At 43.2% G+C, this 15010-nt stretch carries 11 protein-coding genes and 1 pseudogene; 4 read left to right on the top strand and 8 right to left on the bottom strand.

Going from position 1 to position 15010, the window contains the following annotated elements:
- Positions 1-27: 27 nt before the first annotated feature.
- Positions 28-1179: a methionine adenosyltransferase gene (gene metK, locus A7985_RS15395; RefSeq protein WP_065791348.1), complete on the bottom strand. Its 1152-nt coding sequence runs from the start codon at positions 1177-1179 to the stop codon at positions 28-30.
- A 258-nt stretch (positions 1180-1437) separates the two neighbouring features.
- Here metK and tkt point away from each other — a divergent pair, with 258 nt between their 5' ends.
- On the top strand, positions 1438-3429 hold the full coding sequence (tkt, locus tag A7985_RS15390) for a transketolase (protein ID WP_065791347.1): 1992 nt from the start codon (positions 1438-1440) through the stop codon (positions 3427-3429).
- A gap of 235 nt (positions 3430-3664) precedes the next feature.
- On the opposite strand, the gene A7985_RS15385 is transcribed toward tkt, so the two are convergent.
- The 7 genes and pseudogenes from A7985_RS15385 to lptD all read right to left on the bottom strand — a co-directional run bounded on the left by A7985_RS15385 (position 3665) and on the right by lptD (position 12340).
- Positions 3665-5680: a methyl-accepting chemotaxis protein gene (locus A7985_RS15385; RefSeq protein WP_065791346.1), complete on the bottom strand. Its 2016-nt coding sequence runs from the start codon at positions 5678-5680 to the stop codon at positions 3665-3667.
- Positions 5681-5795: 115 nt separating this feature from the next.
- Positions 5796-6596 carry a symmetrical bis(5'-nucleosyl)-tetraphosphatase gene (locus A7985_RS15380; protein WP_065791345.1) on the bottom strand — a complete coding sequence of 267 codons (801 nt, stop codon included), beginning with the start codon at positions 6594-6596 and terminating at the stop codon, positions 5796-5798.
- 3 nt (positions 6597-6599) lie between these two features.
- A complete protein-coding gene (apaG, locus tag A7985_RS15375; RefSeq protein ID WP_063355384.1) occupies positions 6600-6989 on the bottom strand; it encodes a Co2+/Mg2+ efflux protein ApaG in 390 nt (129 codons plus the stop codon).
- On the bottom strand, positions 6973-7779 hold the full coding sequence (gene rsmA, locus A7985_RS15370) for a 16S rRNA (adenine(1518)-N(6)/adenine(1519)-N(6))-dimethyltransferase RsmA (protein ID WP_065791344.1): 807 nt from the start codon (positions 7777-7779) through the stop codon (positions 6973-6975). The genes apaG and rsmA overlap by 17 nt, the downstream gene beginning before the upstream one ends.
- Positions 7776-8767, bottom strand: a pseudogene (gene pdxA, locus A7985_RS15365) (4-hydroxythreonine-4-phosphate dehydrogenase PdxA). The gene rsmA and the pseudogene pdxA overlap by 4 nt, the downstream one beginning before the upstream one ends.
- A gap of 10 nt (positions 8768-8777) precedes the next feature.
- Positions 8778-10070, bottom strand: coding sequence for a peptidylprolyl isomerase SurA (gene surA, locus A7985_RS15360; RefSeq protein WP_065791343.1), 1293 nt, complete (start codon positions 10068-10070; stop codon positions 8778-8780).
- A gap of 14 nt (positions 10071-10084) precedes the next feature.
- Positions 10085-12340, bottom strand: a complete 2256-nt coding sequence (gene lptD / locus A7985_RS15355; protein ID WP_065791342.1) for an LPS assembly protein LptD — start codon at positions 12338-12340, stop codon at positions 10085-10087.
- Positions 12341-12438: 98 nt separating this feature from the next.
- Between lptD and A7985_RS15350 the strand changes: the two genes are divergently transcribed.
- The 3 genes from A7985_RS15350 to djlA are packed head-to-tail and all read left to right on the top strand — an operon-like array spanning position 12439 to position 15008.
- Positions 12439-13473: an aminoglycoside phosphotransferase family protein gene (locus tag A7985_RS15350; RefSeq protein ID WP_065791341.1), complete on the top strand. Its 1035-nt coding sequence runs from the start codon at positions 12439-12441 to the stop codon at positions 13471-13473.
- A gap of 1 nt (position 13474) precedes the next feature.
- A complete protein-coding gene (murU, locus tag A7985_RS15345; protein ID WP_065791340.1) occupies positions 13475-14152 on the top strand; it encodes an N-acetylmuramate alpha-1-phosphate uridylyltransferase MurU in 678 nt (225 codons plus the stop codon).
- Positions 14142-15008, top strand: coding sequence for a co-chaperone DjlA (djlA, locus tag A7985_RS15340; RefSeq protein ID WP_065791339.1), 867 nt, complete (start codon positions 14142-14144; stop codon positions 15006-15008). Before murU ends, djlA begins: the two co-directional genes overlap by 11 nt.
- Positions 15009-15010 lie beyond the last annotated feature (2 nt).

Genomic DNA, 15010 nt, shown 5'->3' with positions numbered 1-15010 from the left:
TTTTTTAATTAACTTAAATCGCTCGGACTATAAGTTAGCAGCCGCTTTTAGTGCGTCAGCTTTATCTGTTTTTTCCCACGGGAACTCTTCACGACCAAAGTGACCGTATGCCGCTGTTGGCTGATAAATTGGGCGCTCAAGGTCAAGCATTGTGATTAATCCGTATGGACGAAGGTCGAAGTGTTCACGAACTAGTTCAATTAGGCGTGCTTCTTCAAGCTTGCCAGTGCCAAACGTATCGATGCTGATAGATGTTGGTTCAGCAACACCAATCGCATATGAAACTTGAATTTCACACTTGTCTGCAAGGCCAGCAGCCACAATGTTTTTAGCAACGTAACGACCTGCATATGCAGCAGAGCGGTCAACTTTTGATGGATCTTTACCAGAGAATGCACCACCACCATGACGAGCCATGCCACCGTAAGTGTCAACGATGATCTTACGACCAGTCAAACCACAGTCACCCATCGGGCCACCGATAACAAAACGGCCTGTTGGATTAATGAAGAATTTAGTCGCTTCAGTGATTAATTCCTTTGGCAAGGTTGGCTTGATGATTGTTTCCATTACAGCTTCAACTAGGTCATCTTGTGATACTGAATCACAGTGCTGAGTTGAAAGAACAACGGCATCAATGCCCACTGGCTGACCATTTTCGTATGCAAATGTTACTTGTGACTTAGCATCTGGGCGCAACCAAGGAAGTGTACCGTCTTTACGAACTTCTGCTTGGCGTTGAACTAAACGGTGAGAGTATGTGATTGGTGCAGGCATTAAAACATCAGTTTCGTTACATGCGTAACCAAACATCAAACCTTGGTCACCAGCACCCTGATCTTCTGGACGAGAGCGGTCAACACCTTGGTTAATGTCAGGAGACTGTTTACCAATTGTATTTAGGATTGCGCATGAATCTGCATCGAAGCCCATGTCAGAATGAGTGTAGCCGATCTCGCGAACCGTTTTACGAGTTAGTTCTTCGATATCTACCCAAGCACTCGTGGTTACTTCACCACCAACCATGACCATACCTGTTTTTACGTAGGTTTCACAAGCAACACGTGCTTTAGGGTCTTGCTCAAGAATTGCGTCTAGTACTGCATCTGAAATTTGGTCAGCAATTTTATCCGGGTGGCCTTCAGAAACTGACTCTGAAGTGAATAAGTGTTTCGCCATTATTTTATACTCACAATAGTGCGCTTCGCGAACATGCGTAAAACAGCGCTAAAAAATTAAGAGGATATTCTAACTAAAACATCGAACTATGCATAGCTTTTTTACGCCTAGACGTCTGTTTTTAAGCCCACAGATTTAATGCATTAAAAACAATGTGAATTTATTACTTTTCTGATGATTTTAATTGCAGTGGTAATTTTATTAGGTAAGAATGGGCCTTTAAAACAACCGTGCAAACATTTAAAGGTAGGAGAATCCATGCCATCTCGCAAAGAACTTGCAAACGCAATTCGCGTTCTATCCATGGACGCTGTACAAAAGGCTAAATCAGGCCACCCAGGGGCACCTATGGGAATGGCTGACATCGCAGAGGTACTTTGGCGTGACTATTTAAAGCACAATCCAAATAACCCAGAGTGGGTTGATCGTGATAGATTTGTATTATCAAATGGCCACGGTTCAATGTTAATTTATTCTCTGTTGCACTTAAGCGGCTACGATCTTTCTATTGATGATTTGAAGAACTTCCGTCAAATGCATTCAAAAACACCAGGCCACCCAGAATATGGTTATGCGCCAGGCATTGAAACGACGACGGGACCACTCGGTCAAGGTATTACTAACGCTGTGGGTATGGCAATCGCTGAAAAGGCGCTTGCGGCACAATTTAACCGCGATGAATACGATATTGTTAATCACTATACATATGCGTTTTTAGGTGATGGCTGCTTAATGGAAGGTATTTCCCATGAAGCGTGTTCTTTAGCGGGTACATTAGGCCTTGGTAAATTAATCGCATTTTGGGACGACAATGGCATCTCAATCGACGGTGAAGTTGAGGGCTGGTTTAGTGACGATACACCAAAGCGTTTTGAGTCTTATGGCTGGCATGTCATCCCTGCTGTTGACGGCCACGATAGTGAAGCGATTAAAGCCGCAATTGAAGCTGCGCGTGCAGAGACAGGTAAACCAACACTGATCTGTTGTAAGACTGTAATTGGTTATGGCTCACCTAATAAATCGGGCAGTCATGACTGTCACGGTGCTCCGCTGGGTGATGAAGAGATCAAAGCAGCGCGTGAATTCCTAGGTTGGGAGCACGGCGCGTTCGAAATTCCAGAAGGCGTGTATGCTAAGTGGGACGCAGCAGCGCATGGTCAGCAAATCCAAAGCGAATGGTTAGTTAAATTCACTGAATATCAAATTAACTACCCAGAGCTTGCGGCAGAATTTGAACGCCGTACTAAAGGTGAACTGCCAGCCGATTGGACTGAACAGTCAGAGGCGTACATTGCTCAGCTTCAAGCTAATCCAGCAAACCCCGCAACGCGTAAAGCATCTCAAAATGCATTGAACGCTTTCGGCCCAATGCTACCTGAATTTATGGGTGGTTCTGCTGACTTAGCTGGTTCAAACTTAACTATTTGGGAAGGCTCAAAAGGTCTTACAGCTGAAGACGCATCAGGTAACTACATTTTCTACGGTGTACGTGAGTTTGGTATGTCAGCGATCATGAATGGTATTGCGCTTCATAAAGGCTTCGTACCTTATGGTGCTACTTTCTTAATGTTCATGGAATACGCGAGAAATGCTGTTCGTATGGCTGCATTGATGAAGCAACCAAGCATTTTTGTTTATACGCATGACTCAATCGGCCTAGGTGAAGATGGCCCAACGCACCAGCCAGTAGAGCAACTGGCTAATATGCGTTTGACACCTAATCTAGTTAGCTGGCGTCCATGTGACCAGGTTGAATCTGCGGTATCGTGGCAGCAAGCGATTGAGCGTAAAGATGGTCCTACATCCCTTGTATTCACGCGTCAAGGCCTAGAGCAACAAAGCCGCACAGACGAGCAAGTAGCGGCGATTAAACGTGGTGGTTATGTACTGAGCTGTGATTCAAACCCTGAAGTAATTTTAATTGCAACGGGTTCTGAAGTGCAGTTAGCAGTCGAAGCAGCTCAACAATTACGCGAAAGCGGCAAGAAAGTAAGAGTTGTGTCAATGCCTTCTACGGATGTATTTGATGCACAGTCGGCAGACTATAAAGAGTCTGTTCTGCCAGCAGCGGTAACACGTCGAGTTGCAGTCGAGGCGGGCATTGAAGACTTCTGGTACAAGTATGTTGGCTTAAATGGCGCAATTGTTGGCATGAGCACATTTGGCGAGTCAGCTCCAGCTGGTGAGTTGTTCAAGCACTTTGGCTTCACTGTTGAGAACGTTGTTGCTAAAGCAAACGCGCTTTTCTAAGCATATATAAAATCATGTGTCACCGTTAGCGTGCATGTGATACTTATTACAAAAACCGCCGCATTGAGTTGCAGGCGGTTTTTTTATGCCTATTACAGTATGTTTTATACAGTTTATCTTAGAGACAGGTGGATTCTAGTTAGAAGGTTTGAAAAGTACTTGCGAACAATTAAAGGAGAAGAATCTTAAAGAAAGGAAAAGGCCATAATGCACATTATGGCCTTTCAGTTTGGTTTTAAACTCTGAATTGAGATACAGACAGACGTAACTCTTCAGCAAGCTTAGCGACTTCAGAACTCGAAATAGAGGTCTGATTTGCGCCCTCCGCCGTTTGCTCTGCAATCGTTACGATAGACTCAAGTCTTTCACTGATCTCTTGAGAGACCTGCTGTTGCTCATTGGCTGCTGTCGCAATTTCTTCACTGACATCATGTGCTCTAGATACCGCGTCTGTGATGCTGTTAAGTGCTTCATTTGCGATATCGCTTTGCGATACACAAGATTCAGCTTGTTGCTGACCTTTTGACATCGCACTTACCGCTTCTTCTGCACCAGCTTGTAATGACTCGATCATCGATTGAATTTCTTGAGTTGACTCTTGTGTCTTGCTGGCCAATGAACGAACCTCGTCGGCTACAACAGCGAAGCCTCGACCTTGCTCGCCTGCACGAGCTGCCTCAATGGCAGCATTTAGCGCAAGTAAGTTAGTCTGTTCTGCGATACCGCGGATCACGTCTAATATGCCACCAATTGCTGAGCTATCTTGGTGCAGCTTGTTGATGACTGTCGAAACTTCCTCAACTTCATGTGCAAGTTGCTCAATAGTGCGCTTGTTGTCATGGGAAATCCCTTTAACACGCTCAGCTTCTTGGTCAGCGTTCTTGATTTCTTCAAGCGCTTGATGCGCACTGTTGCTCACACCGTGTGCTGTTGAGCTCATTTCAGTGGTCGCGGTTGCAGCTTGTTCTACTTGAGATTGCTGACTCTTAATCGCGTGGCTTGATTCAGATGTAATCGCTGATGTTTGTTCAGATGCCGCAGCAAGTTGCGTTGATCGCGAAACAATACCCGCAATTAGGTCTTTTAAACTTTCAATCAACGTATTACAGCTTTGTGCCAGCTCGCCGAATTCATCTTGCGCTGAAGCGTCTAATGAGTGTGTCATATCGCCTTTCGCAACAATGTCTAGAACCCTGTTCACTTCAGCAAGTGGTTTAGTAATACGGCTTACAGTCACATAAGCAATACCGATTGCCAGTAAAGCAGCAGCGATCATACCAGTCCATGTGGCGATATTAGCAGACGACACGTCTTCAGTGACTTCATTTTGAATTTCAAATGCTAGCTGTTTAGATTGTGCGACTAAATCACCCAATTGTTTAAGTGCTTTCTCAGTTGCTTGCTCAGCAACGTTTAGCTCGTTTTGAGTGTTCTCTCTCGCCGTGATCAAGCGCTCGCGATTATTCGGTATGCTATTGCTACTCAAAAGTTGCTCTGAAAGCGTTTGATAATACGTGTCTAAGTCATTCAGCAAGTCTTCGTCTAACTCAGCGACGGTAGCACGCATTAGCTCGATATTTCTGTTAATATCTTCAAACACGTAACTTTGCTCTTTCTTGACAATCTCTAAGGTGCTTTTTTCGTCAATGGTTAGCATATCGGCACTGCTGGTGGCCAAAGAGCTAAATGAGTTTTCAAGTTTGTTTGCTGCTTGATAGGCTCTTTGGTTGATACTTTCAAAGCCTTCCAAATCTAAGATATCCACGACAACGGTCGCGGCGTCATCTGCGGCTATTTCAGTCTCTTCAAGCTGGGACTTTAATTGCTTATTCAAGCTTAGCTCGAGGGCTTTGTCTTGAAAAAGCGAGTTTACTGACGCCGAAAATGTTTGAAAGCTGGAACTGACTTCCTTACTGCTGCTTGACAAACTAGGTTCGTTACTAACGATATTGTCTAAGTCGGCGTAACTCCGTTCAAAAGCTTTCTGGCGCTCATTAAAGGCAGATTTAAGACTGTTTAAATCTCCGCTTGATTGAGTATAAAAACTTGCCTGAGCAATTTTACTCATTTGAGTAAACTCAATTTGCAGTGCGGCGCTGCGGTCTAGCGCTGGTAATGAAAGCGTGTTGACGAGCTGAGTAGAACTATCTATATTTGCGATCCTGAGCAGCGAGTTCCCTCCGATGGATAATAAGAGTAGGGTAATAATTATAAAGCCACCCCAAATACGTTGGCTAACGGTTAAATTCATACAGGTATACCATCAAGTTAAAGCAGTACAACTACTTATCGGATTTATTGCGCATTAGTTAAGTATTTTATAGCAGATGTGAATAGAAAATTCAGTAAAAATGGACAGGTTTCGATTATTTGCTGGATATTTGTTCATTTGTCGACAAATTTAGCAGTGTCATCGGGCCTCCCCACACACAACCTGTGTCCAAAGCAACCACTTTATCCGAAGTCGTCTTACCTTCAAGGGCTGCCCAATGGCCAAATATAAACTGAGTACTGGTTGTTTTGAATCTCGGGTGTGAAAACCAAGGTTGTAATTCATTGGCGTGTTCCAAGCCTCCTTTATTATCAAAGTCGAGGCATAAGTCTCGGGTTAAAAACCGCATACGAGAAAACACATTGATAATCGAATTAAATTTAACTTGCTTATCGTCAGTTTCTACTACAACAGAGGACTGCTTGCCATACATGGCATTAAGGTAGCTCGCTGCCATTGAACCTTGATAACACTTTTGAGCCCAATCAGAAAGCCTGAGTGCTGTATTTATATCCCACTGAGGGTATATTCCTGCGTGGGAAATAAAGCTATCAAATTGAGGGTCGTAAAAGCACAGCGGTTGAGATTGCAAATAGGCGACATAGCTTTCAAGTTTGTCGCTGGCAAATAGTGGGGCAAGTTTATCTTTTGGGTTCGGCTGCTTGTGTGTTAGGGCGGTTGCCAGCAGGTGCAGGTCATGATTGCCCAATGTGACTGTGACAGAATCTTTTAGTTGATAGACAAGGTCCATACAAGAGAGTGAGTCTGGTCCTCTTGCAACTAAGTCTCCGACTAGATAGAGGTGATCTTGACTTGGGTTAAAGTCCACTTGATCAAGCAAGTTTTTAAACGGGACATAGCACCCCTGAAGATCACCAATTGCGTAAGTTGCCATTTATTAATGCAAAATATCGGGTCGGTTGAGTCGAAACACCTTAATGGGGGCTTTGAATTCTGAGCCGAATTCATTGCGCATAAGGTAGTAGCCTTCCATCGTACCTACAGGAGTATCGAGCACCGCACCACTGGTGTATTGATAGCTTTCACCTGGACGAATTGTAGGTTGCTCTCCGACAACCCCATCTCCCTCGACCTCGGTTTCTTTACCATTGGCATCGGTAATTAACCAGTAGCGACTTTCCAATTTGGCACTGCACAAACTGTGATTTTTGATTGTGATGGTATAGGCAAATACGTACTTGTCTTTCTCAGGTTGTGACTGAGCTTCTACATAAAATGTTTCTACCGATACTTTTATCGGCGAACCGATCTCACTGTTTGTTGTCATAAATCCAATTTGCAATTTCAATAAATTGAGTAAGAGAGATATTCTCCGCACGCAGTGACGGATCAATACCCAGTTGTGTAATTTCTTCTACGGTCAGCAAGTTTGACAAGCTATTTCTTAGTGTCTTACGTCTTTGGTTAAAGGCTTCTAAACAAACTGTATTAAGCACCTTCGTGCTTTTGGCACTACGTTGAGCTGCACCTTTTGGAATTAACCTTACAACCGCCGAGTCAACCTTTGGCGCAGGTTTAAAGCAGGTTGGTGGCACTTCAATTACGGGCATCGCATGGCAATAGTATTGTGTCATCACACTAAGGCGGCCATAGGCTTTTGAACCTGGACCCGCCACCATACGGTTAACGACCTCTTTTTGAAGCATAAAGTGCATGTGCTCAACTTGGTCTGCAAACTCAAACAAATGGAAAAGCAATGGAGTAGATACATTGTAGGGGAGGTTACCAAAGATCTTTAGCTTCGCTTGTTCGTCTACCAAGCTTGAAAAGTCAAACTTCATAGCATCACCCTGATGCACAGTGAGTTTACTGCCCATAAAAGGGTGCTCAATTAAGCGCTCGGCCAAATCTCTATCAAGTTCAACGACCGTTAATTTGCCGCTAAGCTCCACCACTGGCTCTGTAATAGCACCTAAACCAGGTCCAATTTCTACAAGGTTATCGCCAGGTTTTGGATCGATAGCGGTGACAATCTTATCAATAATACTGTCATCGTTAAGGAAGTTTTGGCCAAATCTTTTGCGGGCACGATGCCCTAAATGTACTTTATCTGTCATGAATTCTGTAATTTCTTGCTTGCAAGCTTAATTGCTTCGTGTATTGCTAGTTCAAAGCTACCAACCTCTATGTCTCCAGATGCTGCTAAATCTAGCGCTGTACCGTGGTCCACAGAAGTTCGAATAAAAGGTAACCCCAACGTAATATTAACTGAGTTACCGAATCCTTTGTATTTTAACACAGGTAAACCCTGATCGTGATACATTGCGAGCACTGCATCTGCATTATCCAGATATTTTGCTTGAAACAATGTGTCAGCAGGCAATGGACCGATGAAGTTTTTACCTTCTTGGTTCAGTGCTTCTAAGACTGGCGTAATGGTGTCTATTTCCTCATTGCCTAGATGGCCACCTTCACCCGCGTGAGGATTTAGGCCACAAACTAAGATTCGTGGTTCGCTACGCCAAATTTAGTTTGTAAATCATGATAAAGAATATTAGCAACTTTGGTTAAACGCTCTTTTGTGATCGCTTTAGAAACATACGCCAGCGGTATGTGCGTTGTTGCCAACGCCACTCTAAGCCCTTTGGTTGCTAACATCATCACGACATCAGGTGTATTAGATTGATGTGCGAAATACTCAGTGTGGCCACTGAAAGAAATACCAGCGCGATTGATGATACCTTTGTGAACAGGTCCAGTTACAACGGCTGCGAATGTCCCGTCCATGTTCTTTTCAGATGCGATACGCAAAGTATCCAGCACATATTGGCCATTTTTTTCATCCAGTTGACCCGGGATGACATCCACCCCTTTGTCCACTTGCAAATAGTATATTTGCTTTTCTTTGGCCGGTTGTACGGGTTGTTCTGGGCTGAATGGCAACAGCTCAATATCTAACTGAAGCTCTTTTGCTCGCTGTTCCAAGATGGTTTTGTCAACCACAGCAACAAGCTGCGCAGGCCAACTCTGCTGCGCAAGCTTAAGAACCAAGTCAGGCCCAATTCCCGCAGGCTCGCCTGGTGTAATTGCTATTCTCAAGCACATAGGGTGTCTCTTATTGGCTTTCTAATACTTGAATGTGAGCTTGCTCACGCATTTCTCTCATCCATTTGAAGCTTTCTTCTTTGAACTTTCTTCTGAATAAAAGCTGATGAGCACGGTTGAGCTTTGCTTGCTCTGTTTTGTCAGCCACTCGCTTATCAAGCAACTGTACTATATGCCATCCAAATGTACTACGAAATGGTTCACTGATCTGATCTTTTTCAAGGCTAAGAATTGTATCCCTAAACGCAGGCACATACGTTGAAGGATCGGTCCAGTCGTATTCGCCACCTTTAAGCGCAGAGCCTGGATCTTCAGAATGTTCTTTGGCAAGCTCTGCAAAATCAGCTTTACCTTCGCGAAGGTCTTTTACAAAGCCCGCAAGCATGTCTCGTGCTTTTTCTTCGCTAAGAATAATAGAAGGCTTTAATAAAATATGTCGTGAGCGAACTTCAACAGTTTCTACAACTTCTCTACCTCTCACATCCTGAACTTTTACGATGTGGAAGCCTGCACCCGAGCGCAATGGGCCGACAATTTCATCTTTTTTCTTACCTTTGATTGCTTCAGCGAACAGGGTTGGCATTTCATTGATGCCCATCCAACCTAGTTGACCACCATCTAGTGCATTTGCGCCACCAGAAGAGGCAATTGCTATGCGCTTAAACTCTTTGCCTTCATTCAGGAATTCGATCACTTTCTCAGCACGCTCTCTTGCTTCTGCAATTTCTTCAGGATTTGCTTTGCTATCTACTTTTATTAGAATGTGGCCAATGTCGTATTCTTCACTTTGCCCTGTCTGTTCAGCTAATATTTTGTTCAGGTTGTCGACTTCTTGAGGGCTGATATAAATCCTTCTGTCGACAGCGCCACGCTTGACCTGACTCATCGTAATTTCTTTTCTGATTTCTTCTCTATAAGCTTGAAAGCTGTCACCTGAGGCTTCAATTGAGCGACGTAGGTCTGCGATCGTACCGCCTTGTTCTTTAGCGATGTTAGCTAAAGTCTGATCTAAATGTGCGTCTGATATTTCCAGACCCATGCGGTTTGCTAGTTGTAAGACTAACACTTGGTCAATCAGGCGGTCAGTAGCTTGAATACTGAGCACTTTATCAGAAGGAAGCTCAGTTCCTTGTTGATTAGCTTGTTCTTTTACTCGGTTTACGATTTGGTCAACTTCACTTTGAAGAACCACACCTTCGTTGACTGTGGCAACAACTTTATCTATTTGTACACGTTCAGCAAGTGCCTGCTGACATAGTGCGGCACTCAAAATTGGAATTAGTAACAGCTTTTTGAAATTCATAAGAGTCTTTGTTGTTAATTATTTAAAAAATATGGTCTACGGTAACCAAAGATACCTTGCTTCAGCAATTGGCTGGCATCGTATCTAGACTTGCTTCCTAACCCTTTTAACACAAAATTGAAATTTATGCTCGAGTCAAAAACAGGGTCTTGAATTTGCGAATTGTTATTCAAGTCAGTTTCAATGGTTCTGTTTCCCGTAATCTGAATGGCCCAGCAGCAAGATTCATACTGAAAACCTGCGAATACTTCAACGCTTCGTTTAGCTGTCAGATCTCTGTGATAGCTTGCAACCAGCTGCCAGTTTTCGTCAATTGGTAAGCTGGTAAAAATACCAACTTGATCTATCTCGTTACCTGAGACATCGTTTGCATAGTGATGGTTCAACTGTACCAGCTTTTTATTGTTGCCACGATAATCTAGAGTCATATGTGAACGGATTAAATCCTTCTCATCGGCGTCATATTGTAGGCCACCGGAAAAATACCAACGAGGGTGCCAGTGTATTTTAGTTTCCGCAGCAAATAATGCGTTATAGTTATTTTCTCGAAATGTGTTGTTAAAGTTCGCGACGGTAGGCTTTGCAGATTCGCTCAAGTAAATGATCTGGCCAACACTAAAGCTGAATCTCTCAACATTTTTCTTGTCTAAAAAGCGTGTTGTTGCGCCTAACGTGAACTGATTCGCTTCCGAGATATAATCGACACTTGAGAATCGTCGCTCTCTAAACAGCCCAAAAAAGTCATCTTGCATTTTAACGGTATCATACAAGCCGATTTTGCTCTGATCCTTTTCTGGTGTATAGAGATATTGCAATTGAGGCTCAAGAGTTTGTGTTCCACCTTCAAGAATACTGTGCATACTACGTTCAAGGTTCAACTGGCCATGTAACCTGACTTGCGGTAACGTTCTTGAAATTGATTCTTGGTACTGATTGGCGCTGAAGTTACCATTTTGTTCATAATGCGTGTGTAACAGCGCAAAACGAGAGTCGAATGACCAAGCATGTTCACTTAAGTTGTAGGTCACACTGGGCTCTAAATGCAGTCGAGTCGCGTCCGTTATGTCAGCATTGCTGTTTTTAAAGTGACTCAATTGGCCTGTAAAACGCCAATCCAACCCTAAGTATTGTTCTGCTGTGCGGTTCTTAATCGTAATTTCTGGTAAAGTAGAGTATGACTCTGAGTGATTACCCAACACTTCAAAGTCTTGTACTTGTAAATCGATGAGCCAATCTTCACCGAGATAACTAAGCTGCCCTTTCCTTGTAAGTTGCGTATCTGTTTGGTTCGCGTAGCTAGAGCCGAGATCTGTCAGATAATTATCATCACTGACATTTGTGACATCTATGCTGGCTCGCCAAAAATCATCAAAGTAACTTTGCTGTTGCCAATGGACTAAGTAGCGTTCATCAAGGTTTGCTTCGGATTTATCATTGCTCAAAAACTCAGTTGCAATTAAGCCATTATGTTGATCTGTTAGATACCTGAATTCGCCTTGAATTTGCAGTCCTTTGTTAGACATATAGCGAGGCGTGAGTAGCGCATCATAATTTTCAGCGAGATTAAAATAATAAGGGGTAACAAGCTCAAGGCCATACCTATTTGAGCTAGAGATAGTAGGAGTTAATAAACCTGACTTTCTTTTGTCATCAATTGGGAAAGTAAAGTAGGGTACATAAATAACCGGCGTGTCTAATATTTTAAGTACGGTGTTATAAGTTTCACCCCAGCCATTTTCTTTATCTAAAATAATGGAGCTCGCCTCAATTGCCCAGAACGGTGATGCGCTTGGGCAAGTCGTAAAGCTTGCATTGAATAGTCCGACTTGATTTTGAGATGCGTGTAATTTTTCTGCTTTACCACGCCCTTGCTGTTGCGTGAGGCGATATTCAGCGCCGAGCAAGCTAAATTCACTATTATTGAGATCAGCATACATGCCCGAGCTATTCACTAAGGTGTAGCCATCTTGAAATAGCAAAGGTCCAGTGGCATTCAGCAAGCCCTGCCTTTTGTCAATCAGTGCACTTTGGGCGTTCATTGACATTGCGTCAGTATTCACTGCGACATTACCAGAAAACTCAGCGCTTTCGGTACCTTGCAGTTCAACTTTATTTGCTTGAATATCGATAGTGTTAGGCACCAAGTCAGGAATTGGTTGCCACCCTTTAGGCTGAATATACTCTTTACAGAGTCCGCCAACAGTGTTCGAATTAGCTATAGCCGTTGTACTAATCAGGGGTAGGACTAGAATGCCCCAATTTTTACTCATTTATCAACCTTGTCTACCTAGCACCACTATTCAAGCCAGACATGATAAATGAAAACCGTGTTAAATACAGTAATTAAGATCAGTAATTGGTGAGAAAAATGACGAGGTTAAGCTCAGAAGAGACAGCGCAAAGAAATCAAGACAGAATGCAGTTTATCAAGCAGTATTTGCCTCTAAGAGAAAGCGCACACGATTTACCAACAATAGAAGCAATCACTGGAGATGCCAGTTTTCGCTTATATTTTCGAATCACGGTAGCTCAAGAGCGCTACATATTGATGGATGTTACACCTGATAAAGGCAGTGTCCAGCCTTTTGTGAAACTTAACGAAAATTTTAAAAACAGTGGGTTAGCAGTCCCCGAAATTCACGCTTTCGATTCGCAGCAAGGTTTTGTTTTATTGGAAGACTTAGGTTCTACTCACCTTGCAGATTTAATCGAAACGCAGTTTGATGAGCATAAATATCGCGAATTAATCAGCTGGCTGCCAAAAATTGCCGGGGTTGAAAAATCACCTTGGATGAATCCTTATGATGCAGAGTTCATTCAGCAAGAAACCAATATTTTTCGGCAGTGGTTACTTGAGTCTTGGTTGGACGTTAGCCTCTCTGAAGAGACTAACGCGCGATGGGTCGAGTTGAATATGCTATTGGCGGAGCAAATGCTCTCTCAACCACAAGTGGTTATGCACCGTGATTTTCATAGTCGAAATGTGATGTACTGCCAAGGGGAAGGGCGGTTGATTGATTATCAAGATGCTGTACTCGGTCCAGTTTGTTATGACGCGGTATCTTTGCTTAAGGATTGTTATATAAAATTACCTCATGCGGAGTTTGTCGCGCTGCGAAAAGAGAGTTATCAGCGACTAAAGCATGCGAACTTGCTCGAAAATATGGCCTATGAACAGTATGTTTATTACTTCGATTTAACTGGGTTACAAAGGCACTTAAAAGCAGCGGGTATTTTTGTACGTTTGTATCTCAGAGATGGCAAACCCGGGTATTTACAAAACATCATACCTACTTTGCAGTACGTTGTAGAGGTAGGAAATAGTTACAAAGATTTTCAATGGCTTGCAACTTGGTTGCAATCCGAGATAATACCTATGATACAGGTTAAACTACAGAGTTAATATGAAAGCCATGATTTTAGCGGCTGGTCGTGGCCAGCGAATGATGCCTCTCACTGCGGAACTGCCAAAACCTCTTTTACAGGTTGCAGGCAAGCCGTTAATAGCCTACCACCTTGAGCGTCTGAAAAATGCGGGTATTGTTGAAGTTGTTATTAATACAGCTTGGCAGGGAGATAAAATAGAACGCTTTTTCGGCAATGGAGCGCAGCTGGGAATGCACATTCACTATAGTCATGAACCCCAAGGTGGCTTAGAAACAGCGGGTGGTATCAAGCAAGCACTCCCCAAGCTGTGTAGTAAAGAAGACACATTTATTGTTATCAATGGGGATATTTTTACAGACTACGATGTCCATGCACTCACCAAGCTGGAATTACACGAAGGGGAGGCGCATATTGTTTTGGTTGAAAACCCCGCTCATAACCCTGAAGGCGATTTTGGTTTGACACATCAGCCTATGAATGAACAGAAATATACATTTTCCGGTATAGGGCTCTACCATAAAGCATTTTTTGAACAAGTTGGGCAGGGTAAAATACCATTAGGGCCAATGTTGCGCGAAGGGATCCAAGAAAACAAAGTATCGAGTGAGTTATATCTGGGACTTTGGCATGACATTGGCACACCAGAGCGGCTAGAGCAGATCAATCGTGAAATGGAGTCTGAACATGTGGGGTAAACTGCTAGGCGCAGGGTTTGGGTTTTTATTTGGCAAATGGTTAGGTGCTATCTTGGGCTTTTACCTAGGTCATCTATTCGATAAAAGCTTAAAACAAGATTTTGATAAAGCAGGCGGGTTTCAAGGTTTTTTTAGTGGCGATGACTTGAATGAGAGGCAGGCCTTGTTTTTTTCTAGCTGCTTTGCTGTCATGGGCCATATTGCCAAATCGAATGGTCGAGTTAGTGAAATTCATATTCAAGCCGCTTCGGCGTTTATGGATGAAATGCGCCTCCATGGTGAGGAACGAAGAGAGGCACAGAATGCTTTTAATGCTGGGAAAAGTGCTGAATTCTCAATTAAAGAATCAGTGAATGATTTTAAAGAAGCCTTTGCTAGACGGTATGATTTACTTCAGCTCTTTTTAGAGATCCAAATCCAAATGGCCTTTTCTGACGGGCATTTGGCCACACAAGAGTTGGATATTTTGAGGTTGGTAAGTAAACACTTAGGGATTGGTGAGAAGCATTTCCGGTTTATCTTAAAGCGATATCAAGCTGAATTTAAGTTTAGACAGCAGCGCGCACAGTGGCAATCTCAGCAACGCACTCAGTCTGGCAGTAAAGGGCAATATGAACATAAGCGAACACATACACCACCTGCACAGTCAGAAGTATCTGAAGCTCAGGCGTTGGCTGTTTTAGGGTTAGAGCAGGGCGCCAACGAAAAAGACATAAAGCGTGCCTACCGGAAGTTAATGGCGCAACACCACCCGGATAAATTAGTCTCACAAGGTTTGCCTGAGCACATGATGGAAATAGCAAAAGCGAAGTCTCAGAATATTCAAGCTGCGTATGAGGTTTTGAAAAAAAAGTAAGT

The sequence above is a fragment of the Pseudoalteromonas luteoviolacea genome (assembly GCF_001696455.1).
GTDB lineage: Bacteria > Pseudomonadota > Gammaproteobacteria > Enterobacterales > Alteromonadaceae > Pseudoalteromonas > Pseudoalteromonas luteoviolacea_C.
The sequence above is the reverse complement of the archived record's forward strand: the minus strand, read 5'-3'. Positions and strand labels throughout refer to the sequence as shown.

What these genes read in the sequence shown, in the direction of transcription:
- rsmA (WP_065791344.1), bottom strand. Translation starts at nt 7,779, where the DNA reads ATGACAGATAAAGTACATTTAGGGCATCGTGCCCGCAAAAGATTTGGC.
- metK (WP_065791348.1), bottom strand. Translation starts at nt 1,179, where the DNA reads ATGGCGAAACACTTATTCACTTCAGAGTCAGTTTCTGAAGGCCACCCG.
- A7985_RS15350 (WP_065791341.1), top strand. Translation starts at nt 12,439, where the DNA reads ATGACGAGGTTAAGCTCAGAAGAGACAGCGCAAAGAAATCAAGACAGA.
- surA (WP_065791343.1), bottom strand. Translation starts at nt 10,070, where the DNA reads ATGAATTTCAAAAAGCTGTTACTAATTCCAATTTTGAGTGCCGCACTA.
- apaG (WP_063355384.1), bottom strand. Translation starts at nt 6,989, where the DNA reads ATGACAACAAACAGTGAGATCGGTTCGCCGATAAAAGTATCGGTAGAA.
- djlA (WP_065791339.1), top strand. Translation starts at nt 14,142, where the DNA reads ATGTGGGGTAAACTGCTAGGCGCAGGGTTTGGGTTTTTATTTGGCAAA.
- tkt (WP_065791347.1), top strand. Translation starts at nt 1,438, where the DNA reads ATGCCATCTCGCAAAGAACTTGCAAACGCAATTCGCGTTCTATCCATG.
- A7985_RS15380 (WP_065791345.1), bottom strand. Translation starts at nt 6,596, where the DNA reads ATGGCAACTTACGCAATTGGTGATCTTCAGGGGTGCTATGTCCCGTTT.
- murU (WP_065791340.1), top strand. Translation starts at nt 13,475, where the DNA reads ATGAAAGCCATGATTTTAGCGGCTGGTCGTGGCCAGCGAATGATGCCT.
- A7985_RS15385 (WP_065791346.1), bottom strand. Translation starts at nt 5,680, where the DNA reads ATGAATTTAACCGTTAGCCAACGTATTTGGGGTGGCTTTATAATTATT.
- lptD (WP_065791342.1), bottom strand. Translation starts at nt 12,340, where the DNA reads ATGAGTAAAAATTGGGGCATTCTAGTCCTACCCCTGATTAGTACAACG.